Raw genomic sequence first — 25,737 nt, forward strand, 5'->3', positions numbered from 1 at the left:
TCAAACCAGCGGTTTTCCGTTCAGCTCACCGGGATTTTCTGTGAGGTGCTTCCAGTATTTTCGGGGCATGTGGTTGCGCTGGCATTTGTAATTCAGGCGTTCCCGCGTGGTTGTGGCGCGATAGAACCCGCGCCAGAGCTCCTGAAAAACTTCTTCGTCCGGCCCGTTCCGCGGAGTCCGCGAAAGCTCCATGTCCGCCACGTACCAGCCCGATCCATCGTAAATCGCCGCTCGCCCGCGGCGCAGGTCGTGAATCACCCATCCCCGGTCGGACAGACGTTTCGCGAAGTGCCGTCCCAAAAGAGGCAGGAGGTCGCAGTCCGGTTCCACCTCCGCGTATAAAATGCCGCCCGTGTCCCTGAAGCGGGTCAGACCAAGATATTTGTCATACTCTCCTCCCGTCCGTCGGGCCGCGCGGCGCACGGCGTCGATACAGGGATCGGCCAGGTCGGAAGCCGCCCTGCGCCCCATAGCCCAGGAACGCTCCAGCACATGCCACAAAGCCATATCGATGCCGCTGTCGTCCGAAAGCAGAGCGAACCAGATGTCAGCCCACATCGGACCGGAAACCCGTTTCTTCAGAAGGGCGGCAGTCGCCTCCGCCAGGGCCGAATCGTTTTCGATACGGGTCGTTTCGAACAAAACCCTCTGCTCCATCGTTTTTTCACGAAAAATCCCCTCCGGAACGAGTCCGTCCTCCGCTGTTCTGTAGACCAGACACATCAGACCATCCCAGGTGCCATCGTAAATGTAGGTCATGAAACCGCCTCTTCCGACGCGCCGAAGGGCAGGAGAAGCTGCCGGTCGATGGGCCGGTCCGCCAGCAGAAAACGCAGCCGCTCCAGGGAGGACGCGATTCGTTCGTCCGTTTTCCCGATCCGCCCGTCGCAGGTCAGAAAATGCGCGGCGCGCTTCATTACGACGCCCAGCCGCTTCAGGTCTTCGTGCCGCAGCCGTCGGGCCCGGCGCGCCACAACGATGCGCCTTGCGGACTTCACCCCGATGCCGGGAACGCGCAGGAGGCGTTCGTAGTCCGCGCGATTGACGTCCACGGGGAAAAAATGCATGTTGCGCAGCGCCCAGGCCGTTTTGGGATCCAGTTCCCCGTCCAGGGAGGACTGCCGTTCGTCGAGAATTTCCTCCGCGTTGAACCCGTAAAAGCGCAAAAGCCAGTCCGCCTGATAAAGGCGATGTTCCCGCAAAAGAGGCGGCGCCGTGTTCAGGGCGGGTAAATTCCTGCCCTCGTTGACGGGCAGATAGGCGGAATAATAGACCCGTTTCAGCCCCAGTTTTCCATAAAGCCCCTCAGACAGGCGCAGAATGCTCCGATCCGTCTCCGGCGTCGCGCCGATAATGATCTGGGTGGTCTGGCCGGCCGGAGCGAATCGCGGCGCCCGCAGGGCCAGTCGCTTTTCCTGTGCGCGTTCTTCTATGCGTCCGCTGATAAAGCGCATGGGCGTAAAAATAGCCTGCTTCGTTTTCTGGGGGGCAAGAAGCGCCAGGCTTTCCTCCGTGGGCAGTTCGATGTTGACGCTAATGCGATCCGCCAGCCGCCCCAGCCGTTCAATCAGCTCCGGAGACGAACCGGGAATCGTCTTGGCGTGAACGTAGCCGTTGAAGCGGTATTCAACGCGCAAAATGTGAATGGCCCGAATCAGGTCCATCATCGTATCGTCGGGGGTCCGGCGAACACCGGAACTCAGAAAGAGCCCCTCGATGCAGTTTCGACGGTAGAACCCGATGGTGAGCTCCGCCACTTCTCTCGGCGTAAAGGTCGCCCTCGGGCGATCGTTGCTGCGCCTGTTGACGCAGTAGGCGCAGTCGTAAATACAGTCGTTGGTGAGCAGCATCTTAAGAAGAGACACGCATCGGCCGTCGTCCGTCCAGGTGTGGCAGATTCCGGCGCTGTACGCGTTTCCAAGCCCTCCCGGAGTGTTGGAGCGCTTCGATCCGCTCGACGAACAGGAAACATCGTACTTCGCCGCATCCGCCAGTATCGTCAGTTTGTCCGTCATGTCCATAGTCTGCCCCCAATAACGACCAAATTCGTTGGAATATTGCTACCATATACGTAGCGATCATTATAGCAGATCTCGCCGGGCCCACCAGAAATGCTCTCGAAACCTCTCGGCGTTTCATGTTCTCATGGTTTACGCGCTGTGTTAAAATAAGCGTGGAAGCGTCGAAAAATTTTCTGAATTGGGGGAGGGGTATAGAATGCCCAAAATTACAAGCCTTGCCGACCTTCGTAAAATAAAGGAAAGCGCCTCGGATCAGACCGCCGCTCGAAGCGAAGGCAGAACCCGCGTTATCGTCGGTTTGGGGACCTGTGGCATTGCCGCCGGTGCGCGCACCGTCATGCAGGCGATCATGGAAGAGCTTCAGAAGAGATCTCTCAACAACGTCTCCGTGGAGACCACGGGCTGTATCGGAATGTGCCAGCAGGAACCTCTCGTGGACGTCATCCGGGAGGGGGCTTCCCGCATCACCTACGGACGTGTGACCCCTGCCGATGCGGCCCGAATCGTGTCCGACCACATCGTCAACGGAACGATCGTAAAGGATCTCGTCATCGGCCGTGCGGACTGATACCAATTTGAAGTAAAAGGCCTAAAAGTTAAACAATAGAAAAAGAAAAGCCCCTCGCCTTGGAGGGGCCTTTTGTTTTTTCTTTTCAGGCGCAGTGGATCTCCTGCCTGGGGGTGGGGTCGTGAATCTGACGCAGGACCTCAATAGCCACTTCCAGCGCGCGTTTACCGTCGCGAATACCCACCAGAGGCTGCCGTTTTTCACGAATGCAGCTGATGAAATGCGCCAGTTCCAGCTTGAGAGGTTCGCTTTTCGGAAAAACGGGACGCTCCAGTATCTCGGTCACGCCCATGCCGTCGCGGACGCAGCGATGCAGCTGCACGTCCTGGGTTTCGTAGTTGACGGTGATGTGACGTTCCCGTTCCATAATATCCAGCTGACGCATTCTCTTTTCCGACACCCGACTGACCAGAATATGCGCCATCGCTCCATTTTCGAAGGTGATCTGAGCGTCGGCGATATCCTCGTGCTCCGTGTAGATACAGCGTCCCGTGGCGGCAATGCGCTGAATTTCCGAGGGGACAAGGGAAAGAATGATGTCGATGTCGTGAATCATCAGATCGAGCACAACACCCACGTCTCCGATGCGGGGAGAGAAGGGGCCGATGCGTTTGGATTCGATATAAAAGGGATCGTGAACGGTTTGAGAGATGTGACGGATCGCGCTGTTGAAACGCTCGATATGTCCCACCTGCAAAACGAGGTTGTTGCGGTCCGCCAGCCTGAGCAGATCTTCCGCCTCACTGGGTCGTGTCGTAACGGGTTTTTCCACCAGAACATGAATGCCCCTCTCCAGGGCCTCCCCTGCCACCGCGTAGTGCTGACTCGTGGGAACCACGATGGACAGGGCGTCGGGATGCTGGGATTCGATGAGCTCTCCCATACTCGTATAACAGGGAACTCCCAGATTTTCCCCTATGGAATGAGCGCGGTTTTCGTCGACATCCACCACTCCCACCAGACGAGCCTCCAGCAATTCCGTGTAGACGCGCGCGTGATGCTGCCCCAAATGCCCAACTCCAATAACCCCTGCTCGTTTAAAATCCATTCTCGTCACCTTTCGTCCCGGTTGTATCCAGATGTCATGTAAATTCGATTTGTTCCATAAAATCTTATCCCTTTGACTTTTTCTTTTGTGGCATGTGATTTTGGTATAATACCAATTTGAAATAAAAGGCCTAAAGTTAGAATAGCTAAAAGCAGTGATATTCAAACATTAACTTCTTCATTAACGCTCGGTTGAAAGCAAATTGGTATAAACACTATGGGATGAAAACTATGATTATAAAAATTTTGGCACGAGAATTTTGATATGAAAATTTTGATGTGAGAATCGGGCATAAAAACTGTGCTTATGATTCAACGTTCCGGCGGCGTGAGCCTGCACCAGAGAAACATCCGGTCTTTGGAATCTCCGCCCCTCCAGGAATAACAGCGGTCTTTGCACAGAAACGTATCCATTCCCGAAAGAAAAATGCGATCTTCGGCAATTCCGGCCTCACGGAGCTGAAGCCGCAGCTCGCCCGCGATGTCGAAAAAAATTTTTTCCCGCTTTTCGGCTCCGGTCCCAACGCTCCCCGGGCGAACGTTTTCCGGATGAAAAGCGCCAAGGCCCCGTTCCGTCCACTCTTCCCGATCTCTGGGGTAATTCGCGCCTCCGATACAGGGTCCCACCCAGGCCCAGGACGACTCCACCGCGGAACTGCCGTAACGCCGCCGCACCGCATCCAACCCCGCCTTCACGATGTTCTGCACCGTTCCCCTGTAACCGGAATGCATCAGCAGCACCCAGGGTTTATTTCCCCGTTCGTTTCCGCCTTCGCCGGAAGCTGCCGGAGCCACCACCACGGGGGCGCAGTCGGCAAAGCGCAGCGATGCCTCCATATCGTACGCGTCCAGTAAGATACCGTCTCCATCGCCCGCCGTATTTTCCGGGATGGAGTCCAGTATCGTCACGCCGTGCATCTGACGGGGAGCGATCATGGGAAACTCCTCCCCCAACAGGGGAATCAAACGCTTTCGCATGGGGAGGGCGCGTCCCTCAGCCCCGTCGAGCAGTTCTCCCCTCAGAAAAAGACGTATATCCGCAACGGGCGCGCCTTCCGGAGGGAGCAGCCTCAGCCACCTCTGTCCGCCGGCCTGTTCTTCGACAAAACCTTTCATTCCGCAATCACCCGCCAGGCGGTGGGGTCCCCACCCGAACGAAGCCTCGGGCGCACCCAGCCGATCAGGTAGAGACTGCCGCAAACCACCACCACGTCGTTTTCTTCCCGGGCCCGGTCAATGGCATCGAGAGGGTCATCGTACGCGTCAACCTCGTTGCGCCAGGACATCTGACGGGCATATTCGGCCAAAGCGCCGGGCTTCAGGCTGCGCTCCATTCCGGGAACACAGGTCGCGTACAGGGCCGGAGCCGAGCCTTTCTCCTTCAGCCCGTTCAGGATGCCAAGACAGGCGGGATAATCCTTGTCCTTCATCACGCCGTAGACAATGCCGATCTTTTTATCGCCCCACAGCGAAGCGAGGCTTTCGGCGAATTTTTCCACTCCATCCGGGTTGTGCCCGCCATCCAGAACGAGAATCGGGCGTTCTCCGTCACAGGACAGGATTTCGAAGCGTCCCGGCCAGCGGGCCTTTTGCAGCCCCGCTCGAATCACGGACTCCGAAAGCCAGGGAAATCGCTCTCTCAGGCGGGAAAGCGTCAAAAGCGCAAGGGCCGCGTTGGAAACCTGATACCCTCCGATCAGGCCCGTCCGCACCTTCGGCAGATTCAGTCCGGAGGCGGAAAAATCGAAAACGCACCCCTCCTCCGACAGCTCCGCCGGGCTCACAAGAGCGTCTCTTCCCACGATGAAGGGAAAAGCCCCAACCCGTGCGCAAAATTCCTCAAAGAGCGGGATCAGCTCCGTCCGGTCTCCAAGAAAGCAGGCGGGAGTTCCCCCGCGCACCACGGCAAATTTCTCTGCCGCTATTTTTTCAAGGGTATCCCCCAGATACTCGGTGTGATCCATGGAAATCGAACAAATAACGGAGCAGACCACGTTCGACAGCAGATTCGTCGCGTCGAGGCGTCCGCCCAGGCCGGCCTCGATCACCGCGATTTCGGTTTTCTCCTCAGCCGCCAGCAGGAAGGCCATCGCCGTCACCAGCTCAAAGTACGAAGGCGGGTCCGAACGCAGCGTCGAATCCGCACTCAGAGCCCTCAGAACCCTTTCCGCCGCCGTCTTCCAGCGGATGGGGCTCAGAGGGCGACCGTCGATCAAAAGGCGTTCTCCCGGGCTTTCCAGATGGGGACTGGTATACAGGGCGGTTCTGCGTCCGGCCTCCCGAAACACGGAATTCAGCATGGCGCAGGTGGAACCCTTGCCGTTGGTTCCCACCACGTGGACCGCGGGATATGCGCCCTGGGGGTCGCCCAAAAGAGACAAAAGCCGCATTATGCGATCCAGCCCCGGTCGTATCCCCGGCGAGGCGTGTTTCGCAATGAGTTCTTCCAGTTCGACGAAAGAATCACTCATGGAATTTTTCAGGTTCTCGTTCATGACCTTGGCGGAACGATAAAAGCACCCCGAAATCCGGATTTGCCCATTTTGGCCGCCTGAGCCAGCGCCTCCGCTCTCGTGGAGCCGGCCTGGACCATGACGCGATTCAGTTTTCCGTGAAGCACGATGGGCTCGTATCCCGCCCGGCTGAGTTCCTGTGCTACAGCCGCCGCAGCTGCAGGCGTGGAAAAAGCTCCAACCTGCACTCTCCAGGAATTTTTAGGCGGTTCTTTTTTTTCAGGCGTTGTATTGGGCTTAGGTGCAGACTGTTGGGCAACACGAGGATTTTTGGGGGTTTCTCCGGTTGGAGCAGTCGGCTCTTTTTTCGTCTGGGACTCCCTGGGAGCCAGAACCTTCACCGCCTGTCCTCTTCCTTTGGGAGGTTCCCGTCCCGAGGCGGGCTGTGAGGAATTATCCGTTTGTTTTCCCGCGTCGCTCTTATCCGCCGGCCCCCCGGAAGAACCCTGGGAGGACGACTTTCCGTCGTAGGGAACCGCCAGCACGTCCAACCCCGTCGTCAGCACCCGCTTTTGGGGAACGGCGCTGCCCGCGGCAGGGGCGGGATTGTCCGACGTGACCCTCCCTTCCCGGACGGGAGATGTCGGAACGGGCTCCGCCTGAGCGGGCCGGGTTTCAGGCAAAACGGAACCGGAAGGAGAAACGGAGATCACCGGCAGCTCCGACCGGTTACCCTGCGGCGCGGACAGGAAAAAGAGCCTTCCCGCCACAAACAGGACTCCCGCCGCCACAATACCCACCACAGGAAGCATAATGTCGCCAAAAGACACGACAAAACCTCTGGATTTAAAACGTCTGGTTCCTCTCAGCGGCACCTCCAGCTCTCCTTTCCTGAAAAATTCGGCGTTGCGGCCGGTGCGCGAATAAAAATATTTCTCGAACTATTTTTGTCGTTTTCTGTAAATCGCGGGCTGATCGAAAGCTGTTTTGGTCATCCCGTCGAAGATGTCCTCCCCGGAGGAGGGCACCACATCCGCCTCGGTGAGGAGCGTGCTGTCCCTGCGCGTCGTCAGGCGGACCCTCGGAAGCTCATTGTCCTGACGCCGGTCCTGAGGTCCGGACTTTGCCGGAGAGGCCGCCTCGTCGAACCCTGTGGCGAGAACCGTGATGCGTATGGCCCCTCCCGCGTTTTCGTCGATGCAGTGTCCCCAGATGACCATGGCGTCTTCGTCGGCCATTTTGTTGATGATCTCAGCCGCGTGGGTCATTTCGGCCAGAGTGGCGTCCGGCCCCGTGGTGACGTTGAAAAGGACGCCCTTGGCTCCCTTCATGGAAACGGACATGAGCGGCGACCGAACCGCGGCCTGAGCCGCCAGTTCAGCCCTGTTTTCACCCTCGCCGACGCCAATTCCCATGATCGCGGACCCCGCGTTTTTCATGACGGTCCTGACGTCCGCGAAGTCCACGTTGATCGTCCCCGGATTCAGAATGAGATCCGTCACGCCCTGAACGGCCTGACGCAGCACTTCGTCCGCCATCTTGTAGGCGTCGGTGGTCTTCGTGTTCTTTTCCACCAGTTTCAAAAGGTTATCATTTTCAACCACCAGAAGGGCGTCGACTTTTTCCTTCAGCTTGGCGATCCCCTCCTGAGCTACCTTGTAACGTTTTTTCATTTCGAAGCTGAAGGGCGTGGTGACGACTCCCACCACGAGAACACCCATTTCCTTCGCCGTCTCGGCGATGATGGGGGCGGCTCCGGTACCCGTTCCTCCGCCCATGCCCGCCGTCACGAAAACCATGTCGGCTCCGCTGACATATTCCCGTATCCGGTCGATGGACTCCTTGGCGGCGTCCATTCCCACCAGAGGATCCGCTCCCGCGCCTCGCCCCCGGGTCAGCTTTTCTCCCAAAATAATTTTGTGGGGAGCCATGTTCAGGTTCAGGGCTCTTGCGTCCGTATTCGCGGCGACAAAGTCCACGCCTTCGACTCCGCTCTCGATAATGTGGTTGAGAGCGTTGCCGCCGCCGCCGCCTACTCCGATAACAACAATATGCTCTCGCTGTTTGAACGTATCGGGAACATGAAAAACCTGATCCTGACCCATATCTACCTGACCCCCCGCACGAAAGGACAAAGCACCCGCCCTGTCATTTAAAAGAGCTCCTTCAGAGACTCTTTGAACGTCTCCCATATATTTTTCATGTTGGGCCCTCCCCTGTTTTTCGGCCTCGGTGACTCGTAGTCATCTTCCCTTGCGCCGATTGAGCGCCTGATATGCACGCCGGAGCACAACTGCGACACCGGAGGGTCGATAAAACTGTAAGGATTGCGCTCCTTGCTCAAAATATAACGTATAATGCCCGTCGCGTTAATATAGCTGGTGTCGTTACAGCCCGGAGGCATTTGATAATAATCCAGGGGATCCGCGATACGAACCGGCATCTTGAAAATATCCCCGAGAAGCGTGTCGATTCCCGCCGTCTTCGCGACTCCTCCCGACAGGACAATGCCCCCCGGAAAGAGGCGGGGATCTCCCTCGGGAATGAGGGCCTGCACGTGTTCCGCGAACAATTCTTCAAGCCGGCAGCTGATAACCTCCACCACTTCTTCCGTGTCCACGCTGTTTTCGATGGAGTCTTTCGTCTCCGGCGAAGAGGGCGAGTCGGGCATAAAAAGACGTCTCTTCAGGTCCTCCGCCTTGTTCAGAGGAAGGCGAAGAACGGTGGCCAGATCGTTGGTGATGTGGTCGCCGCCGATGGGGATGATCCCCACCTTGATCGGGCGTCCCTCCCGGTAAAACGTGAGGCCCGTGGTCCCGCCGCCAATGCAGAGCGAGATGACTCCCACCCGCATCTCTTCCTCCGTCAGAGCTCCCAGGGCCGAGGCAACGGGTTTCAGCACCAGACCTTCCACCTCGATGCCGGCCCTTTCCACGCAGTTTACCACGTTGTTGACGCAGGGCAGAGGGACGGTCACGGTCTGCAGCTCCATCTCCAGACGCATACCCGTCATTCCCCGGGGATCGTCGATTCCAAAATTTCCGTCGATGGAATATCGCACCGGAATCGTGTGGAGAGGAACCTTGTTCGCGGGAATGGAGAGCTCGCTCTGAGCCGCCTCTATGACGCGCTCCACATCGTCCACCGCCACCGGCCGGGGGTTCCGCCCCAGAGAGACCATTCCTCCGGTCATCACGCTTTCCACGTCGCTGGCGTTGAAGGATACCATGGCCTGGTTCAGCTTGAAGCCCACCATGTTCTCGGTATCCCGGACGGCGTTCCGCACGGAGCGAATCGCCTGCTCCAGGTTGACGATCAGTCCCTTGCGTATCCCCTGAGAAGGGGCAGACCTTATACCTATCACCTGAGCCGCATCGCGCATACGGGGATCCCTTTCCGCCACGATCACAGCGATCTTGGTAGTCCCGACGCCAAGTCCTACTAAGGTATTCGGATCCCTGAACAATTGTTTCTAACTCCCTTCTCCCGCGCCTGCCGACAGGCTTCTGACCACGATTCTGTCCCTGTAGGTGGCGTCAATCAGATGATTCCCGCCTTCCTGCAACAGTCGCTCCAGAATATGCTCCAGCGCCCTGTTCAACTCCTGCCAGCCGCTCCGGTCCGCCTGAATCAAAATCGTAAACCGTCGTTTTTCACGGACGTATCGCACTCTGAAAAGAACGGCGCCCCCTCTGTGCTCCAGGACAATCTCTTCCACATTTGCAAACCACGACGCCTTCTCGAACCCCTCCAGAAATCCCCTTATCGTCTCCAGCGGGAAAAAAGAAGGAAACACTCCCCGGGGAAGAGGGGCCCGAGCCGCCTCCGAAACATCGGAAGACGCCACGCGCCACAGAGGTTTTTGAGGAATTTTCAGCCCCGTCAGCTTCATATCCTCGTCGGATGTGTTCCACATTCGCCCTTCTCTGGACACGCACCAGATCTGATCGTCCCATTCAATCGACAGCCACGGAGAAAGCAAATCCATGCTTGTCGAAAATCTCCCCAACCCTGTCATTCGGGTCCGAACTGTCACCGGAAGCGCTTTTTCAAAAAAAGAAGCGACCTTCTCCAGCTTCCCTGGAAGCAACGGCCAAAAACGAAGACACTCCTCCGGAAAAACGCTCCAAAAACGCTTTTCCAGAAACGGATCCGCCGTCACAACAGAATATTCACCAAGCGACATCCACATATAATACTCGTTCAGACGCCACACACTTCCCAGCAACATCGTACATAACGCTATCCTGACCCAGTGAAACTTCTTGGAAACCACAAAACGTTACCTCCTGCCAAAAGCTGTGCAGGCTCTGCTTTCTGAATTTCCTCAAAACCGCTGAAACTCATTTCAGGTCATTTCGATATTTTCAGAAAATCCCATAAATTTTATTTCGGGCTCCAGACAGACGCCCGTCTTCTGAAATACTATATCACGACATAACTCCACCAGTCGGAAAATATCCTCTCCTCTGGCATTATTTGCATTTAAAATAAAGTTCGCGTGAGAGTCGGAAACAACGGCGCCTCCCACTCTCATCCCCTTGCAGCCGCAGACGTCCAGCATTCGTCCCGCGGCGTCTCCCGGCGGATTTTTAAAGGCGCATCCCGCGCTTCTCTCTCCATGAGGCTGACCTGACCTCACGCTCCGAAACCGCGCAAGGGTATCCTCGATTTCCGCCCGCGGCGCGCTTTTCAGTCTCAATTTACAGCGCAGAATCAGGCGGTCGGGAGCCGTCAGAGAAAAATGACGATACGCGTAGTGAAAATCCGCCCGCTTCCATTTTTTGATCTCTCCGTCGTTTTCAAGGGTCACGACCTCTTCAAGAAGCTCGGCGGCGCTTCGTCCTCCGGCTCCGGCGTTGCCCGCCACGGCCCCTCCCACGGTGCCGGGAATGCCAAAAGCGAACTCCAGCCCCGAAAGCCCTTCCAGAACCGTTTCCCGCACAAGACAAGGCAGGAGATAACCGGCATCCACGCTCACCAGGGTCTCAAGAGGATCTTCACCCAAAACCCGCGTCGTCTCCTTCAGGCCCCGAGTCGAAAGCACCAGGCCCTCCAGATCTCCGTCCGCAAAAACGACGTTTGTCCCCCCGCCCAATATATAAAGAGGAAAACCCGTCTCTTTCCGCAGGCGAAACAGGGCGCAAATATCTTCCACCCTTGAGGGCTCCGCAAAAACTTCCGCTCTGCCGCCCACTCCCAACGCAGACAACGGGGAAAGATCCCTGTTTTCCTCAAAAGCGCAGGACAAAACGCCCTTCAGTTTCTTTTTCCACAACATGACCTGTTCCCGTTTATATCATAATGATTATAATCTAAAGAGCATCTTTAAGAAAGCGCACTCTTGTTTTTAAGCGGAGCTTTCAGATAAGCCTCCCCCAGGCGCGAGACATTCCCCGCTCCCAGCGTCAGCAGAACGTCTCCGCCGGAAAGAACCTCATCCAGACGCTCCAGCGCCTCTTCTCCGTCGCGGCAAAGGAAGCAGCGCCGCCCGTCGTTCTCCATGATTTCGAAAATATCCCGGGACGAAACCGGAGACGAGGGTGTCTCTCCCGCCGAATACACGGGAAGCAGCACCGTTACATCCGCCTCCTCCAGAGAGGAGGCGATCTGCCTGTAAAAAACGGCGGTACGGGTGTAGCGATGGGGCTGAAACACCACCACCAGACGCCGGTCCGGATAAATGTCCCGCAGGGTGGAGAGGGTCGCCAGAATTTCCGCCGGGTGGTGGCCGTAATCATCCAGGACCTCCACGATTCCCGCTTCTCCGATTTTTTTCTCTCCCGTTTTCTGAAGGCGGTGACGGGCGCCGCTGAAGTCCCGCAGGGCCCGAAGAATTTCCGCGGAAGGAACGTCCAGCAGCGACGTGACCGCGCAGGCCACCAGAGCGTTCATGATGTTATGGTCTCCGGAAACGTTCAGCTCCACCCGTCCCCAGTCCCTGCCCTCTCTGGCCACGGAAAAAACGACGCCGCCGCCCTTTTTGCGCCATACGTCAAAAGCTCCCCAACTCCAGCATTTTCCCCAGCCGCAGGTAACGAAACACCCTTTTTCCCGTGGGTTCGCCTTTTCGACGGAGTCCATCAGAGACTGGGTTCCCTCGTCCTCCGCGCAGACCACCAGGGGGGTTCCCGGCTTTCGTCCAAGAGCGAAGCGCGTAAACGCCTCAAGAAGGGCCTCTTTCGTCTGAAAATAATTGACATGATCCCAGTCCACGTTCGTTATCGCCGTCACCGCCGGTCTGAAAAATTCGAAGGAACCGTCGCTTTCGTCAATTTCCGCCACAAACAGGTCGCCGCCGTACCGGGCGTTTATCCCGATGTCACGAATTTCCGCCCCCACGGCCAAAGTGGGGTTGCGGCCCGCCCGTTCCAGAATCATGCCGATCATGGAGGAAGTCGTGGATTTGCCATGGGCTCCCGCCACGCCTATCCCCCGGGAGGCGTTGAACAGCCAGCTCAGAAGCTTTCCCCGGCACTCCGTTCTTACGCCCCGTTTTCGGGCGGCCGCAAGCTCTTCGTGTTCCGGTTTGATCGCGCTGCTGTAAGCCACGAACTGGGGGGAAAGGTCTTCGATATGAGAGGATGAATGTCCCGCGGCGCACCGGATTCCATGTTTCTCCAGCGTCGCCATATATTCGCTTCGGGCCAGGTCGCAACCGCTGACGTCGAAACCCGCTCCCGCCAGAATCAGGGCGAGGGCGCTCATACCCGACCCGCCGATACCTATGAGATGAATTCGTTGTACTCCTTCCAGTTCCCTCACTTCACGCATAAAAAAACAATTCCCTCCGTGAACAGCCTGAACCCCATGAACGATCTGAATCCCGATTCGTCACGGGTTGAATATCATGGGCATTATACCAGAGCGAAAAAATCCCCGCCTCAAAGTTCCGTTCCCATTTTCCACAGTGTACGGGAGGCTCTGTCGTCAGCGGAAATTTCTCCTCTCGGCGTTTTTTTTCGAAGGCACAGGGTCAGCAGTTTCGAGAAGGCATCCTCCGGACCGGTATTTTCCTCTTCGTACCAGACGAGATTTTCGCTTATCGCGGCGAAACATCGGGCGTTCGCCTCCTGATGACCGTCCGCCGCGTCCTTCCAGGGAATCGTAAGGGCCGGAATGCCATACAGAGCGAGCTCGGCCAGGGTCGACGCGCCGGACCTGCAAATCACGGCATCCACGAGAGAATAAAAAGGAGACATATCCCATCGCCGCCCCAGAAAATGAACGGAAGCGCCGGGCACGGGACCGGAGCTGTCTCCAAGAATGGCAAAAACGAGAGGTCTGAGTTTTTCCGGGGAAGTCTCCTTCCTGGAGCGGAAAAGTTTTTCCGACAGGGCGTTCAGAGCGGCGCTGCTGAGAGAACCTCCGATCACCCCGATCACCAGATCGTCCTCCTGAACCTCGATCCCCAGGGCCCGGGCGGCGTCCCGCCGGTTCATCCAGGAAAAGCGGCGGACGGGAATTCCCGTTGTGACAAAGGGAACCTTCAGCCCTCTGCACTCCTTCCAGCCCGCCGCCACCGGAACCCCCATCCGGGAGGCGAGACGCGTCGCCTTCCCCGCGCAGGCGTTCTGTTCGTGAATGACCGTCGGGATTTTCAGTATCCGGCACCAGAGCAGCGGAGCAAGAGAAATATACCCGCCAAAAAGATAGCAGCGGTCCGGACGCAGACGCCGCATCAACCTCCCCGCGCGGAAAAAAGCGAGAAAAAACTCCAGAACCCGCCAAAGATTTTTCAGAATGGAAGAACTTCCCAGAGGGGAGCCGGACAAAAACAGCCGTTCCGGAACGACGCCCCGGGAAGCGTAAATTTCCGCCTCCAGGGGACGACTGCCCGAAAGACAGGTTATCCGTTCCGCTTTGCGCTCCCTTTCGATCCACTGCCGAAAGGCCAGCGCCGGAAAAATATGCCCTCCCGTGCCCCCTGCCACAATCAGAACCGTTCTCGCTCCGTCGGACGCCCCGGCGTTCATGATTTCGCGGCCCGCTCACCCGATGAAGCCCCTGACGCCGACCGGGCGTTGATCTCCCGGGCGAGGCGCATGAGAAACCCCACCTTTATCCACATGAAGACGAGGGCGCTGCCTCCCGCGCTCACAAACGGCAGAGGAACGCCCGTCAGGGGCATCAGCTTCATGACCCCGCCCACGTTGACGAACATGGGAAAGAGAATCGACGCCGTCAGACCCCATATCAGGACCGACGCGTACAAACTGTCGGCGCGGCGGTACAGGCGCCAGGATTTCCAGGTCCAGAGGGCATAGAACAGCATGACGCCCGCCGTCCCCACCAGACCGAATTCCTCGCCGATGGCGGGAAAAATGTAGTCCGTGTGGGCCGCGGGCAGGTAGTTCATTTTCTGAAGGCCCTTTCCAACCCCCACCCCCAGAATGCCTCCGTTGCTGAAGGCCACAAGTCCCTGAATAATCTGAAAACCCTTGCCCATGGGGTCCTCCCAGGGATCGAGAAACGCCAGCAGCCGCCTCATGCGATAGGGCTCCAGAAAGATCATCGCCACAAAAACCCCCAGCAGAAGCATCCCTCCCAAAAGAGGATATTTCCATCCCCGGGCCACCACGTGCATCGACATGCAGATCGCGAACACCAGAACAATGCCTCCCATGTTCGGCTGCAGATAAAGAGGGAGGGAGGAGAGCAGCGCCAGCAGAAAGGAGGGCCTGAAAAATCCCTGAATGTTTTCGCGTCTGGAGACCTCCAGCCGGTCCGCCAGAAAAAGGGGGACGGCGACGGTCAGAAGCTCCAGAGGCTGAAACTGAACAAAACCCAGATTCAGCCATCGACGCGCGCCTCCCACTCGAACCCCTATCCCCGGGATCAGAGTGGCGAAAACCATGAGTACCGCCGCCAGCCACAAAAAACCGCTCATATTTCTGACCAGGCGCAGAGGCGTAAGATAACAGCAGCACATGAAGAAAAAACCGATCCCCAAAAAATGGATCTGACGGAGGGTCAGTCCATAACCTTCTTTTCCGCCACGGGAAGTCAGAGAGGCGATCATGACAATCCCCATCAGACTCAGCAGCATGGGGATCATCCACAAAAGCCAGAATCTCTGCTGAACGTGCTGTCCTTCGCGCGGTTCAGCCATGAATCATTCCTGCAGGGCGCGGACGAGCGAGCAGAAATGTTCGCCCCTCTTTCCGTAATTCGGATACATGTCCCAACTCGTGCAGGCGGGAGACAGAAGAACCACCATTCCGGGCCGGGCCAGCTCCCTTGCCGTCCTTACGGCCTCTTCCATGTCGGCGACCTCCCGCACTGCGGTATACCCCGCGTCTTTCAGAGCCTTTTGAATGTTCTTCTTTTCGGCTCCCAGGACGATGGCGGCGTCGGCCTCCCGAACCACCGCTTCCGCCAGGGGCCTGTAGTCCTCGCCTTTTCCCTTTCCTCCCAGAATGACGACCTTGCGCCCTTCGATGGAGGTGAGGGCCGTTATGGAGGCCGCCACGTTGGTTCCCTTCGAGTCGTCGATCCAGGTCACGCCGCCCGTTTTTCCGGCCAGTTCGCACCGGTGGGGCAGCGGATGAAAATCGGAAAGAGCGTCCCCGACGCCGGACACGGCCGCACCGCAGAATCGAGCCGCCACCAGGCTCATCGCCACGTTTTCCATGTTGTGCTTCCCCAAAAGCGTCACATCCCCGTAGCGGAAAAGAGGCTCTTCCCGCCCATCCATGCGCACAACGGCGGCGGTCTCTCCCATGAAAATCTGCCCCAGGGTCTGATGGGCCGGTTTTTCCTCCCAGTTCAGAACCACCGTTCTTCCAAAATCGCGTATTCCCAAGGCGTCGCAGTCCCGATCCTGAACGATTCCCCGGCCTTCCGGCCCCTGCAGGGAAAGAATCCGGGCCTTGGCCGCCACATAGGCTTCATAACTGCCATGCCAGTCGATGTGGTCAGGCGCCAGATTGGTGACGACGGCCACCGAGCTTTTCAGGTTATGGGCGCGATCCAGCTGAAAGCTGCTGAGTTCCAGAACCACGAAATCATATTTCTCTCCCGTAAAAAGGGCCATGGCCGTACCCAGATTTCCCCCTGTCGCCGTTTTAAATCCCGCTTTTTTCAGAAGGTGCCCCGTAAGAGCCGTCAGGGTGCTTTTTCCGTTGCTGCCCGTCACTCCCACAATTTGCCCGCGGATATGGGGAACCACAAAATCCAGCTCTCCAATCAGAGGAATCCCCCGACGCTCCGCCTCTTTCACGCAGGGAGCGTCGGGCGGGATACCAGAACTGAGCAGCAGGGCATCGGCCTCGAAAATCCGGGGGGAATGACCTCCCGTTTCCCAGGCCACGCCCTCTTTTTCAAAGGCCTCAAGAGCGCTTCGGGAAAGGGCGTCCTTCTCTTCCGAAACGAAAACCTTCGCTCCCAGACGGGAAGCCAGAAGCGCCAGGGCAGTGCCGCTGACTCCCGCTCCTATTACCGCAACGCTTCGAGAACTCCAGTTTTCTTCTTTGTCCATCAGCCTTTTCCTCATTTTCCCGCAGTCTGTTTATATTTTTTCTTTATTATCTTTTTATTTTTATTTCCCGAGCCAATTTGAGGCCATCACGATCAGGCCCGCCAAAAACGCGGAACCCAACGCGTGGCAAACCAAAAAACGCAGGGTCACCGTCGTCTCATCCCATCCCATAAGCTGAAAATGGTGATGCAGGGGCGCCATTCTGAAAATCTTCTTTTTGAATTTTCTGATGGCCAGAATTTGAAGGGCCGAGGACAGAAGCTCCAGCCCGAAAATAAAACCGGCCGCCGCAAGCCCCAGCAGGATACCTCCCTGAATCGCCAGCGCCACCAGCGCCCCACCCAAAAAATGGGAACCCGTGTCTCCCATAAACGTCAGCGCAGGGTGGACGTTGCACAGCAAAAATCCCCCTATCATGCCGAAAAGAACGGCAAAAAACGAAAAATCGAACCCCGGCCGGGCCGCCAGATTTCCCAGAACGACAAGAGAAATCATAAACGCCCCTCCCGCCAGTCCGTCCAATCCGTCCGTGATGTTGACCGCGTTCATCATTCCAATCACGGCCAAAACCGTCAGAGAAACGGCTGCCCAGGGAGGGCAGTCGAGACCCGGCCACAGAAACAGCCCTTTTCGATAAAAGGCCCAAAGGCTCCAGAGCAGGGCGACGACGGTCTGAGCTGCGAGTTTTCTCAGGCTGCTGAACCCCTCGCTGGACCGGTTGACGAACTTGAGACGATCGTCCATAAACCCGATGAGTCCACAGCCCGCGGGCAGAGACCAGAAAAACAGCGACTCCGAATCCCGCCTGACCAGACAGGCCGCCAGAGCCACGACCATGAAGACGACGCCTCCCATCATGGGAGTGGCCGCCTTGACCTCCACGTCGATGCCCACGCCATAGCTCTTTTGAAGCTGGGTCACGCGCCGCTTTCGCTGCACTCGAATCCAGATATCCTGCAGCAGAACCTCCAGAAGAAAACTCAGCACTCCGGCTGCAACCGCATATCCCATTTTATATTCCCCGGCTTTATCCGCGGGCCAGCCTTTCCCATTCTTCCACCGTTTCCGCGTCGTTGAACGGGATTCTCTCTCCCCGAATCGTCAGAAATTTCTCCGGTCCTTTTCCGGAAACAACCAGCACATCCCCCGAACCCGCTATGCTGAGTCCGGTCAAAATCGCTTCCTTTCGGTCCAGAATGACCCTGTAGCGGGTTCCCCCGCCCTGCTCCAGGATGCCCTCCACGATGCTTTCCGCAATCGCCGCCGGATCCTCGTTGCGGGGGTTGTCCATGGTCACGATGATCAGGTCCGCCAAAGACGCAGCGATCTTTCCCAGCTCGGGGCGATTGGACTCGTAACGTCCCCCTCCGTGTCCAAAAATGGAAATCACCCGATGAGGAGAAAAGTCCCGTACCGCCGACAGCACGTTGCGAAGCGCCTCGGGGGTATGGGCGAAGTCGATAATGCAGGTGGCTCCGTTGGACATTCCGTGTTTTTCCAGACGCCCGGGCACCTGAGGCATCTCCTTCAGCCCCCTGACGATCGCCTCGTCCTCCACTTCGCCTCTCAGGGCCGTCACCGCCGACAGCACGTTGAAGACGTTGAATTTTCCAATCAGCGGACTTTCAAGCCGAAGAGGGGCAAATCCCTTCATTTGAACCGTAAAGGAAGAATGCTCTCTGTCGAGCTTCAAATCGCTCACATCGGAGAAACGAAACCCCCTCGCCTCCGGAAACTCCTTCATCAGACGCGCCCCCCAGGCGTCGTCCCCGTTGACCGCCAGAACCGCTTTCTTTTTCGCGTACCGGGTAAACAGAAGGCGTTTGGCTTGGAAATAATTTTCCATATTTTTATGAAAATCCAAATGTTCGGGATTGAGATTGGTGAGAATGCAAACGTCGAAACTGCAGCCGTACAGACGCCCGATCATCAGGCCGTGAGAAGAGGTTTCCATCACGCAGGCGCCGCAGCCGTTTTTGACCATGGAGGCCAGCAACCGCTGAATATCGCAGCTTTCCGGAGTGGTTCTTTCCGCATCCCGCTCATGAACGCCGTCGCTTTCCACCACCGTCCCCAGAAGTCCGGTTCTGATCCCCGCCGCCTGAAGAATACTGCGCAGAACGTAGGTGGTGGTGGTCTTGCCGTTGGTGCCCGTCACCCCCGCCATCAGCAGTTTTTCCGCGGGTCGTCCGTAGACTTCGGCCGCCAGTTCTCCCATGATTTCCCGGGTGGATTTTACAAGGATGGCGGGAAGCTCCGTTTCCACCGGAGATTCGCAGACGAGAGCGCCCGCTCCGGCCTCTGCAGCCACGGGGATATAGTCGTGTCCGTCGTACTTCTCACCCCGAATACAGCAGAAAATTGAGCCGGGCGTCACCCTGCGGCTGTCCACGAAAACATGGCTGACAAGAGGATCCAGGCCTCCGGGATTGCTTACGGAAAAATCAAATTTTTTCTGCCTCAGGGCTGCAGTCAGTGCCGAAAATTTCATGTCCTTCCTCCCCCGGGGATTTGAAAACCGTCCAAATCCACCATTTCCTCAACGATTTTCCGGAAGACAGGGCCGCCGATTTCCCCGCCGTAATATTTTCCCCTGGAGGGTTCGCCGATGACGATCAGCATGAGATACTGGGGGTCTTCGGCGGGCCAAAAGCCAATAAAGGACGACACGTAACGCCCCTTCACGTACTTGCCCTTCTCTGCCACCTGAGCCGTCCCCGTTTTCGCGGCGATGGCGACGACAGGGCTGTTGGCCGGCCTGGCCGTTCCCTGCAGAACGGTGTCCCGCATCACCCGGCGCAGCCATCGGGATGTTTCGGGAGTCAGCACCTCGCGGATAACCCTGGGACTTCCCCGGTAAGCCGTCGTTCCGGTGGGGTCCACCACCTCCTGAATCAGCCAGGGGCTCATGAGTCTGCCTCCGTTGACCACGGCCGCCATGGCCGTGATGAGCTGCAGCGGCGTTACGGCCAGCCCCTGCCCGATGGCGATATTTGCGGGCACGACGCCACTCCACTGGCCAGGTGAAGCGAGGAGCCCCTTTTCCGTTCCCTTCAGCTCCACGTCGCTGACCTTCCCAAACCCCCAATCCAGCAGGGTCCGATACATATCCAGCGGTCGGGACCGGATGCCGATCTGCGCCATGCCCACATTGGAGGATTTTATGAGAAGCTCCGCCGTGGAAATTTGGCCCATGGCTTTGGCGTAAGCCTCGGAAATGAAGCCGTCTGCCACTTTCAGCCGGACAGGGCAGTTGAAAACCTCGTTCGTCCGCACCAGCCCCTGCTCCAGAGCGATTCCCATAAAAACCGGCTTGAAGGTGGAGCCGGGCTCGTAGGCGCGCGCCACCGCGTTGTTGATGATCTGTTTTCCGTTGCTCAGCTCTTCACGTTTGTTGGGGTTGAATACAGGCCAGCTCGCCATGGAAATAATCGCCCCCGTGTTGGGGTTCATGCAGATAACCGCACCCCATTTCGCGCCCTGCTCCCGCGCAGCCTCGTCGAGATGTTTCTCCACCACGTACTGGACCCGGGAATCAACGGTCAGGGTAATGCCCGGAACTCCCGCTTCGCCGGCGTACGCGGGCCGGGCTCCTCCCACTTCTATCGCCTGCCCCCCGGAACGGCGCACCAGAATCGTATAGCCAGGGGAATTGCTGAGGGTGGAATCCCAGGCCAGTTCCAGCCCCGCCTGCCCCTTTTCGTCAATGTCGCAAAATCCGAGAACGTGAGACAGAAGAGAGCCGTTGGGATACTCTCTCTTTTTTTCCGGAATTTCATAGACGCCCTTCAGATCGAGGGCCTGAATTTTTTGGGTCGTGTGAGCGTCGGCTCTTCGCAGCAGCCATACGAAACGCCCCGTAAGAGGCCCGGATATTTTCTCGTACACGGAATCCGGAACCAATCCCTTCAGCGCCGGGGCATCCGACGGAGACCAAAATTCCGGATCGATGAAAAAACTGGACACGGGACGGGAAAGGGCGAGAATGTTGCCGCGGAGATCCTGTACGTATCCGCGGCTCGTCTTTACGGGGACGCGGCTCCAGTACTGCTGCTGAGCCTGCGTCTGAATACGGGAATCCGGAGAACAGTGATACTGGACCAGCTTCCAGATCACGAAGCAGAAAAGTATAATAAAAAACAGCCACGGGCTAAAAAAATAACGCCTTTTCATAAAGTCTGAAAATCGGCAAACCTCAGTTCACCGTGAAACCAAAAAGCGAGAACAGGCTCGAACGCCAGTTTTTTCGCAGGTTCGAAGCGGGGACGGCGGCCACGCGAGGCGCTGTGATCCGGATCATCTCCACGTTCTGAGCCTTATTCATTCCCAGAATATCCTTGCAGTAACTGTAAATTTTCGTCGGTGAAGCCAGTTCGAAATAAATCAGCTTCAATTCCCGCTCCTCCGCCTCGAAGCTGGCGTACTGTCTGTCCAGATCGTTCCGCACAGTTTCCAGCCGCGCGGCGTGAAGCCGGAGTATCACCAAAACGCTGATCATGGAAAAAAGAAGCGTCACCACAATAAACAGAGATTTTGACGAAGTATTTTTTCTGTCCACGGCCTTTCCCTCCTGCCCGTTCTTTACCGCCGTTTTCAAGTCCGTCTCCGTTCTGCCGAAAACTGAAACGTTCGAAGTTTCGCGCTGCGTGCTCTGAAATTCTTCTCCGTCTCTCCAGATTCGGGAACGATTGGATGTTTCGTCAGAACGATCCCCTTTTTGTCTTCTTTCTCCCAGGTTCTGAAGGTGTGCTTTACGATCCGATCCTCAAGAGAATGATAAGAAACCACCGCCATCACCGCGCCCGGCCCCGCCAGCTCCGCCCCGGCGGCCAGTCCCTCTCTCAGCTCTCCCAGTTCGTCGTTGACGTAAATTCGAAGAGCCTGAAAGACGCGGCGCGCCGGATGAGCTCCCATTTTTCTCTGCACTGCCGCCGGAAGAGAGCCGCGAATCAGCGTCACCAACGCTTCGGTGGTGGTCACCGGATTTCCCCGCCTTCGTGCCTCTTCGATCTTCACGGCGAACCGCCGGGCGTAGCGTTCCTCTCCGTAAACCCGAAAAATTCTCTCAAGTTCATCCGCGTCCAGTTCTTTCAGGACATCGGCCGCGCTCCGGTCCGTTTTATCGGGGTCCATTCTCATGTCCAGAGGTCCCGCGTACTGGAAGGAAAAACCCCTTTCTCCCTCCGTCAGCTGCATTCCGGACACCCCGAGGTCGAAAACAAGGGCGTCCACCGGGGCAAATTCCCTCAAAACCGTTTCCATATCGCCAAAATTGGTGTGAATGGCTCTGAAGCGCTCACCGTATTTTTCAAGACGCCGCCGGGCCGACTCCATCGCGGCCCTGTCCCGATCCAGCCCGAAAACCTCCGCCTCCGGGAACACGGTCAGAAATTCTTCGGAGTAACCTCCAAGACCGAGGGTACAGTCCACAATGCGCTTCGCTCCCGCTGCCCTCTGTCCCGAAAAAACCGGACGCAGCTGCTCGATCACCTCTGCCAGAAGCACCGGCGTGTGCTCGAACGCCATCAGGGTCTCCCGCTCCCGAAATCGCTCATACTCTTAAAAACCGTCCATTCCCTTCGCGATTTCGGAAAGGTTCTCCAGGCCGGCCTCCCAGATGTTCACCCAGCGCTCCCTGTCCCAGATCTCCACGTGGTCCGCCAGTCCGCTGATGACCACTTCCTGAGTCAGCCCGGCGTACTTTCGCAGGTGTCCCGGGAGCAGAATCCTCCCTGTCCCGTCCACCGTAATTTCCTCCGCGGCTCCCACCATGATGCGCTGAAATTCCCGGGCATCCCGGTTGGAATAAAAAGGCTGACTTTTGATTTTCTCCAGAAACCGACCCCATTCTTCCTCGGAATAAAGAGAAATACAGTTCTCCAGTCCAAGAGCCGCCACGACAACATCGCCCAGCTTTTCACGAATCTTCGCCGGGAGGACAAGGCGCGCCTTACTGTCCAGTCGATGTTCGTAAGTCCCCATAAACAGCTCTCCCACAAAATTACACTTTGTAACACTCAATGGCATTTTATCCCACAATGCCATTCCTTTCCAGTAATGAAAATAGGACTTCAAAATCATTATCCATGATTCTAAAGTCCTAATTTGTTGCAATTTATTATAATTTTTTATTTTTTCTGATTAAAAAACGAGCAGCTCATAAGCCGGGTTCTGTATATGACAACCATTTCTCTGGGAAACGCCTTGCGACGTTCCTCAAGCGATCGACCCGAGGGTCAGCGGGCCGCTTCATCCCCTCCTATTCGATCTTGCTCCGGATGGGGTTTGCCTGGCATACGACTTACGCCGTATCCGGTAGGCTCTTACCCTGCCTTTTCACCATTACCCCTGAGGGCTGTCTGCTTTCTGTGGCACTTTCCTTCGGCTCACGCCGACCGGGTGTTACCCGGCATCCCGCCCTGTGGAGCCCGGACTTTCCTCCACGATGCCCTTCGGCCCGCGGCGGTTGTCTGCTCTGCTCGTCTGTCGGCATTATAGCATCTGCATGGACGCCAATCGACAGATTATGGAAGGTCAGGGCTTGTGATGTAGCCTCATCATAATGTAAAATTTAAACTTGGCTTTATATAGAAAAAGATTTTTCTCAAGGCAAGCGAGTATCTTTCTAATACATCGTGTAACCCCCGCTCAAAAGCGGGGTTATATAAAAGGAGTGACACACAGCCATGCAATCCGTTTTATTTTTAATACTGGGAATAGCCGCCGGCGTGGGGGTTGGCTACCTGGTTTTCAGAACTATCGATAATTCCCGTCTTTCAGGGGTAAAAAATCAGATTATCGTCATGCTGCAGGAAGCCACGGAGACCGCCGAACACCTGAAAAAGGAACGCCTCACGGAGGGGAAGGACGAGGTTTTCCGGCTCCGTCAGGACGCGGAAAAGGACATTCGGGAACGCCGCAGCGAGCTTCAGCGGGCGGAGCGCAAGATCGAGCAGAAGGAAGAAAATCTGGACCGCAAACTGGATCGGGTTGGACACAAGGAAGAAGAGCTGCGCCACCGGCAGGAAGAGCTGGAACAGCGTGGAGCGGAAATAGAAGTCGTTCTGAAACAGCAGCTGGCCCGGCTTGAGGAAATAGCGCAAATGACCCGTCAGGAAGCTCAGGAAATCCTGCTTCGAAAAACCGAAGAAGAGGCCCAGTACGTCATTGGGCTGAGGCTGAAGGAGCTGGAAGAAAAAGCGAAGCGCGAAGCCGATCGCAAAGCTCGGGACATCGTCATAACGGCGGTGCAGCGATGCGCCGTGGAGCACTCCTCGGACGCCACGGTAAGCGTGGTTCCTCTTCCCACCGACGACATGAAGGGGCGCATCATCGGCAGAGAGGGACGCAACATCCGCGCCTTCGAGACCCTCACCGGCGTGGACCTCATCGTGGACGACACCCCCGAGGCCGTTACCCTGAGCAGCTTCGACCCCGTACGGCGCGAAATCGCCCGTCTTTCCCTGGAGCGCCTGATCACCGACGGGCGCATTCATCCGGCGCGCATCGAGGAGCTCATCGACAAGGCCACCCGGGACGTGGAGGAACAGATCATGGAGGCGGGGGAAGCCGCCCTTCTGGAGACGGGGATCAAGAACATGCACGGAGAGCTGATTCGCACTCTGGGACAGCTCAAGTTTCGTTTCAGCTACGGGCAGAACGCCCTCTCCCACAGCCTGGAAGTGGCCCACATCTCCGGGATCATCGCCGCCGAACTGGGCATCGACGAAGAAATGGCCCGCCGCGCCGGTTTGCTTCACGACCTGGGCAAAGCCGTGGACCATCAGGTGGAGGGCCCCCACGCCATGATCGGCGCGGACCTGGCGAAACGCTTCGGCGAACGGCCGGAAATCATCAGCGCCATCGCCTCTCACCACGACAACGTGGAGGCGAAAAATATTTACGACGTCATCGTCGCCTGCGCCGACGCCATCAGCGCCTCACGCCCCGGCGCCCGCCGCGAAAGCCTGGACGCCTACATCAAACGACTCGAAAAGCTGGAGGAACTCGCTCAGGCCTTCAACGGCGTCAGCAAGGCCTACGCCATACAGGCCGGACGCGAAGTTCGCGTTCTGGTCATGCCCAACAACACCGACGACGGCACCGTGCACAAGCTGGCTTACGACATCGCCCGAAAAATCGAGGAAGAAATGAAATACCCCGGCCAGATCAAAGTGACCGTCTCCCGGGAGATGCGTTCGACGGAATACGCGAAATAAAACCGTCAGATTCGGAGAATTTATTATATGAAAATACTTTTTGTGGGAGACCTGGTGGGAAGCCCCGGCCGGTCCGCTTTGGCCGAAGCTCTTCCCCTCCTCTCGAAACGATGGGACGGCTTTGATTTTGTGGTCGTCAACTGCGAAAACGCCGCGGCGGGAAAGGGCATGACCGAAAAGATCATGGGAGAGCTTTTCGATATGGGGGTGCACGGAATGACCTCCGGCAACCATATCTGGGACAAAAACATTTTTTATCCCGTCCTCGCCTCGGAGCGCCGGGTGATTCGCCCCGCCAACTTCGCCCCCGGCTGCCCCGGAACGGGACACGCCCTTCTTGAGCGCAACGGGAAAAAGCTGGGACTCCTGAACCTGCAGGGCCGCGTGTTCATGCCCCCCATCGACTGCCCCTTCCGAACGGCGGACGCCCTTCTGCCGGAGTTCGGCGACATCCCCGTCCTGGTGGATTTTCATGCCGAAGCCACGTCGGAAAAGAAAGCCCTTGCGCTTCACCTGAACGGGCGCGCCGCCGCGGTGGTGGGAACCCATACCCACGTGCAGACCGCCGACGAGGAGGTTCTTTCCGGAGGTACGGCCGTCATCTCGGACGTGGGCATGACCGGAGGCCACGGCGGCATCATCGGCGTAAAGACGGAAAGCGTCATGCCCCGTTATCTTACGGGTATGCCCTCAAAATTCGAGGTCTGCGACGAGGACCGGCGAATCAACGCCGTCGTCATCGAAATCGACTCCGAGACCGGTCGGGCCCTGAATATCGTGCGAATCAACGAACGCCTCCCTCTGGATGAAACAAATTCTGGAATGAAATAAATTCTGGAATAAAATATCGCATCAAAAGAACAGACCTCCGATAAACCGGAGGTCTGTTTGTCTGTCCTTTGGCTTTGGATATTTAGCTTTGGGTATTTGGCTTTGGATAGAACCGGAT

23 protein-coding genes and 1 other RNA gene are annotated in these 25,737 nt (G+C 57.2%); 3 read left to right on the forward strand and 21 right to left on the reverse strand.

The window, feature by feature from the left end; genetic code table 11:
• On the reverse strand, window positions 1–759 hold the full coding sequence (locus LBR61_02570) for a TIGR03915 family putative DNA repair protein (GenBank protein ID MDR1730956.1): 759 nt from the start codon (window positions 757–759) through the stop codon (window positions 1–3).
• A complete protein-coding gene (locus tag LBR61_02575; protein ID MDR1730957.1) occupies window positions 756–2,015 on the reverse strand; it encodes a putative DNA modification/repair radical SAM protein in 1,260 nt (419 codons plus the stop codon). The genes LBR61_02570 and LBR61_02575 overlap by 4 nt, the downstream gene beginning before the upstream one ends.
• A gap of 202 nt (window positions 2,016–2,217) precedes the next feature.
• Here LBR61_02575 and LBR61_02580 point away from each other — a divergent pair, with 202 nt between their 5' ends.
• Window positions 2,218–2,589 (forward strand): (2Fe-2S) ferredoxin domain-containing protein, encoded by a 372-nt coding sequence (locus tag LBR61_02580; protein ID MDR1730958.1) that lies wholly within the window; start codon window positions 2,218–2,220, stop codon window positions 2,587–2,589.
• Between the two features lie 85 nt (window positions 2,590–2,674).
• Here LBR61_02580 and LBR61_02585 read toward each other — a convergent pair whose 3' ends face one another.
• The 19 genes from LBR61_02585 to rnpB all read right to left on the reverse strand — a co-directional run bounded on the left by LBR61_02585 (window position 2,675) and on the right by rnpB (window position 23,051).
• Window positions 2,675–3,637, reverse strand: coding sequence for a Gfo/Idh/MocA family oxidoreductase (locus tag LBR61_02585; protein ID MDR1730959.1), 963 nt, complete (start codon window positions 3,635–3,637; stop codon window positions 2,675–2,677).
• A gap of 311 nt (window positions 3,638–3,948) precedes the next feature.
• The gene (locus LBR61_02590; protein ID MDR1730960.1) at window positions 3,949–4,752 is read right to left on the reverse strand and encodes a polyphenol oxidase family protein; all 804 of its coding nucleotides are present in this window, start codon (window positions 4,750–4,752) and stop codon (window positions 3,949–3,951) included.
• Window positions 4,749–6,107 (reverse strand): bifunctional folylpolyglutamate synthase/dihydrofolate synthase, encoded by a 1,359-nt coding sequence (locus tag LBR61_02595; GenBank protein ID MDR1730961.1) that lies wholly within the window; start codon window positions 6,105–6,107, stop codon window positions 4,749–4,751. The genes LBR61_02590 and LBR61_02595 overlap by 4 nt, the downstream gene beginning before the upstream one ends.
• 20 nt (window positions 6,108–6,127) lie before the next feature.
• A complete protein-coding gene (locus LBR61_02600) occupies window positions 6,128–6,964 on the reverse strand; it encodes an SPOR domain-containing protein (protein MDR1730962.1) in 837 nt (278 codons plus the stop codon).
• A 66-nt stretch (window positions 6,965–7,030) separates the two neighbouring features.
• Window positions 7,031–8,194 carry a cell division protein FtsZ gene (ftsZ, locus tag LBR61_02605; protein MDR1730963.1) on the reverse strand — a complete coding sequence of 388 codons (1,164 nt, stop codon included), beginning with the start codon at window positions 8,192–8,194 and terminating at the stop codon, window positions 7,031–7,033.
• Window positions 8,195–8,241: 47 nt separating this feature from the next.
• The gene (gene ftsA, locus LBR61_02610; GenBank protein ID MDR1730964.1) at window positions 8,242–9,555 is read right to left on the reverse strand and encodes a cell division protein FtsA; all 1,314 of its coding nucleotides are present in this window, start codon (window positions 9,553–9,555) and stop codon (window positions 8,242–8,244) included.
• A gap of 6 nt (window positions 9,556–9,561) precedes the next feature.
• Window positions 9,562–10,365, reverse strand: a complete 804-nt coding sequence (locus tag LBR61_02615) for a hypothetical protein (protein MDR1730965.1) — start codon at window positions 10,363–10,365, stop codon at window positions 9,562–9,564.
• 72 nt (window positions 10,366–10,437) lie between these two features.
• A complete protein-coding gene (murB, locus tag LBR61_02620) occupies window positions 10,438–11,370 on the reverse strand; it encodes a UDP-N-acetylmuramate dehydrogenase (protein MDR1730966.1) in 933 nt (310 codons plus the stop codon).
• 47 nt (window positions 11,371–11,417) lie between these two features.
• Window positions 11,418–12,863, reverse strand: coding sequence for a UDP-N-acetylmuramate--L-alanine ligase (gene murC, locus LBR61_02625; GenBank protein MDR1730967.1), 1,446 nt, complete (start codon window positions 12,861–12,863; stop codon window positions 11,418–11,420).
• A 110-nt stretch (window positions 12,864–12,973) separates the two neighbouring features.
• Window positions 12,974–14,065 (reverse strand): UDP-N-acetylglucosamine--N-acetylmuramyl-(pentapeptide) pyrophosphoryl-undecaprenol N-acetylglucosamine transferase, encoded by a 1,092-nt coding sequence (locus LBR61_02630; protein MDR1730968.1) that lies wholly within the window; start codon window positions 14,063–14,065, stop codon window positions 12,974–12,976.
• Window positions 14,062–15,201, reverse strand: coding sequence for a putative lipid II flippase FtsW (locus tag LBR61_02635; GenBank protein ID MDR1730969.1), 1,140 nt, complete (start codon window positions 15,199–15,201; stop codon window positions 14,062–14,064). Before LBR61_02635 ends, LBR61_02630 begins: the two co-directional genes overlap by 4 nt.
• A 3-nt stretch (window positions 15,202–15,204) precedes the next feature.
• Window positions 15,205–16,569: a UDP-N-acetylmuramoyl-L-alanine--D-glutamate ligase gene (gene murD / locus LBR61_02640; GenBank protein ID MDR1730970.1), complete on the reverse strand. Its 1,365-nt coding sequence runs from the start codon at window positions 16,567–16,569 to the stop codon at window positions 15,205–15,207.
• A 60-nt stretch (window positions 16,570–16,629) separates the two neighbouring features.
• Window positions 16,630–17,580, reverse strand: coding sequence for a phospho-N-acetylmuramoyl-pentapeptide-transferase (locus LBR61_02645; protein MDR1730971.1), 951 nt, complete (start codon window positions 17,578–17,580; stop codon window positions 16,630–16,632).
• Window positions 17,581–17,596: 16 nt separating this feature from the next.
• Window positions 17,597–19,060 carry a UDP-N-acetylmuramoyl-L-alanyl-D-glutamate--2,6-diaminopimelate ligase gene (locus LBR61_02650; protein MDR1730972.1) on the reverse strand — a complete coding sequence of 488 codons (1,464 nt, stop codon included), beginning with the start codon at window positions 19,058–19,060 and terminating at the stop codon, window positions 17,597–17,599.
• On the reverse strand, window positions 19,057–20,685 hold the full coding sequence (locus LBR61_02655) for a penicillin-binding protein 2 (protein ID MDR1730973.1): 1,629 nt from the start codon (window positions 20,683–20,685) through the stop codon (window positions 19,057–19,059). Before LBR61_02655 ends, LBR61_02650 begins: the two co-directional genes overlap by 4 nt.
• A 79-nt stretch (window positions 20,686–20,764) precedes the next feature.
• A complete protein-coding gene (locus tag LBR61_02660; protein ID MDR1730974.1) occupies window positions 20,765–21,127 on the reverse strand; it encodes a hypothetical protein in 363 nt (120 codons plus the stop codon).
• 35 nt (window positions 21,128–21,162) lie between these two features.
• A complete protein-coding gene (rsmH, locus tag LBR61_02665) occupies window positions 21,163–22,095 on the reverse strand; it encodes a 16S rRNA (cytosine(1402)-N(4))-methyltransferase RsmH (protein MDR1730975.1) in 933 nt (310 codons plus the stop codon).
• A 33-nt stretch (window positions 22,096–22,128) separates the two neighbouring features.
• Window positions 22,129–22,596: a division/cell wall cluster transcriptional repressor MraZ gene (mraZ, locus tag LBR61_02670; GenBank protein MDR1730976.1), complete on the reverse strand. Its 468-nt coding sequence runs from the start codon at window positions 22,594–22,596 to the stop codon at window positions 22,129–22,131.
• A gap of 118 nt (window positions 22,597–22,714) precedes the next feature.
• Window positions 22,715–23,051, reverse strand: an RNA gene (gene rnpB, locus LBR61_02675) — RNase P RNA component class A.
• Between the two features lie 204 nt (window positions 23,052–23,255).
• On the opposite strand from rnpB, the gene rny reads away from it, so the two are divergent.
• Both rny and LBR61_02685 read left to right on the forward strand, forming a co-directional pair.
• Window positions 23,256–24,788, forward strand: a complete 1,533-nt coding sequence (gene rny / locus LBR61_02680; protein ID MDR1730977.1) for a ribonuclease Y — start codon at window positions 23,256–23,258, stop codon at window positions 24,786–24,788.
• Between the two features lie 27 nt (window positions 24,789–24,815).
• Window positions 24,816–25,619, forward strand: coding sequence for a TIGR00282 family metallophosphoesterase (locus LBR61_02685; GenBank protein ID MDR1730978.1), 804 nt, complete (start codon window positions 24,816–24,818; stop codon window positions 25,617–25,619).
• The last annotated feature ends 118 nt before the right edge of the window (window positions 25,620–25,737 follow it).

The sequence above is a fragment of the Synergistaceae bacterium genome (assembly GCA_031272035.1).
Classification (GTDB): Bacteria; Synergistota; Synergistia; order Synergistales; family Aminobacteriaceae; genus JAISSA01.

What these genes read in the sequence shown, in the direction of transcription:
- LBR61_02570 (MDR1730956.1), bottom strand. Translation starts at nt 759, where the DNA reads ATGACCTACATTTACGATGGCACCTGGGATGGTCTGATGTGTCTGGTC.
- LBR61_02575 (MDR1730957.1), bottom strand. Translation starts at nt 2,015, where the DNA reads ATGACGGACAAACTGACGATACTGGCGGATGCGGCGAAGTACGATGTT.
- LBR61_02580 (MDR1730958.1), top strand. Translation starts at nt 2,218, where the DNA reads ATGCCCAAAATTACAAGCCTTGCCGACCTTCGTAAAATAAAGGAAAGC.
- LBR61_02585 (MDR1730959.1), bottom strand. Translation starts at nt 3,637, where the DNA reads ATGGATTTTAAACGAGCAGGGGTTATTGGAGTTGGGCATTTGGGGCAG.
- LBR61_02590 (MDR1730960.1), bottom strand. Translation starts at nt 4,752, where the DNA reads ATGAAAGGTTTTGTCGAAGAACAGGCCGGCGGACAGAGGTGGCTGAGG.
- LBR61_02595 (MDR1730961.1), bottom strand. Translation starts at nt 6,107, where the DNA reads ATGAGTGATTCTTTCGTCGAACTGGAAGAACTCATTGCGAAACACGCC.
- ftsZ (MDR1730963.1), bottom strand. Translation starts at nt 8,194, where the DNA reads ATGGGTCAGGATCAGGTTTTTCATGTTCCCGATACGTTCAAACAGCGA.
- murB (MDR1730966.1), bottom strand. Translation starts at nt 11,370, where the DNA reads ATGTTGTGGAAAAAGAAACTGAAGGGCGTTTTGTCCTGCGCTTTTGAG.
- murC (MDR1730967.1), bottom strand. Translation starts at nt 12,863, where the DNA reads ATGCGTGAAGTGAGGGAACTGGAAGGAGTACAACGAATTCATCTCATA.
- LBR61_02630 (MDR1730968.1), bottom strand. Translation starts at nt 14,065, where the DNA reads ATGAACGCCGGGGCGTCCGACGGAGCGAGAACGGTTCTGATTGTGGCA.
- LBR61_02635 (MDR1730969.1), bottom strand. Translation starts at nt 15,201, where the DNA reads ATGGCTGAACCGCGCGAAGGACAGCACGTTCAGCAGAGATTCTGGCTT.
- murD (MDR1730970.1), bottom strand. Translation starts at nt 16,569, where the DNA reads ATGGACAAAGAAGAAAACTGGAGTTCTCGAAGCGTTGCGGTAATAGGA.
- LBR61_02645 (MDR1730971.1), bottom strand. Translation starts at nt 17,580, where the DNA reads ATGGGATATGCGGTTGCAGCCGGAGTGCTGAGTTTTCTTCTGGAGGTT.
- LBR61_02650 (MDR1730972.1), bottom strand. Translation starts at nt 19,060, where the DNA reads ATGAAATTTTCGGCACTGACTGCAGCCCTGAGGCAGAAAAAATTTGAT.
- rsmH (MDR1730975.1), bottom strand. Translation starts at nt 22,095, where the DNA reads ATGGCGTTCGAGCACACGCCGGTGCTTCTGGCAGAGGTGATCGAGCAG.
- mraZ (MDR1730976.1), bottom strand. Translation starts at nt 22,596, where the DNA reads ATGCCATTGAGTGTTACAAAGTGTAATTTTGTGGGAGAGCTGTTTATG.
- rny (MDR1730977.1), top strand. Translation starts at nt 23,256, where the DNA reads ATGCAATCCGTTTTATTTTTAATACTGGGAATAGCCGCCGGCGTGGGG.
- LBR61_02685 (MDR1730978.1), top strand. Translation starts at nt 24,816, where the DNA reads ATGAAAATACTTTTTGTGGGAGACCTGGTGGGAAGCCCCGGCCGGTCC.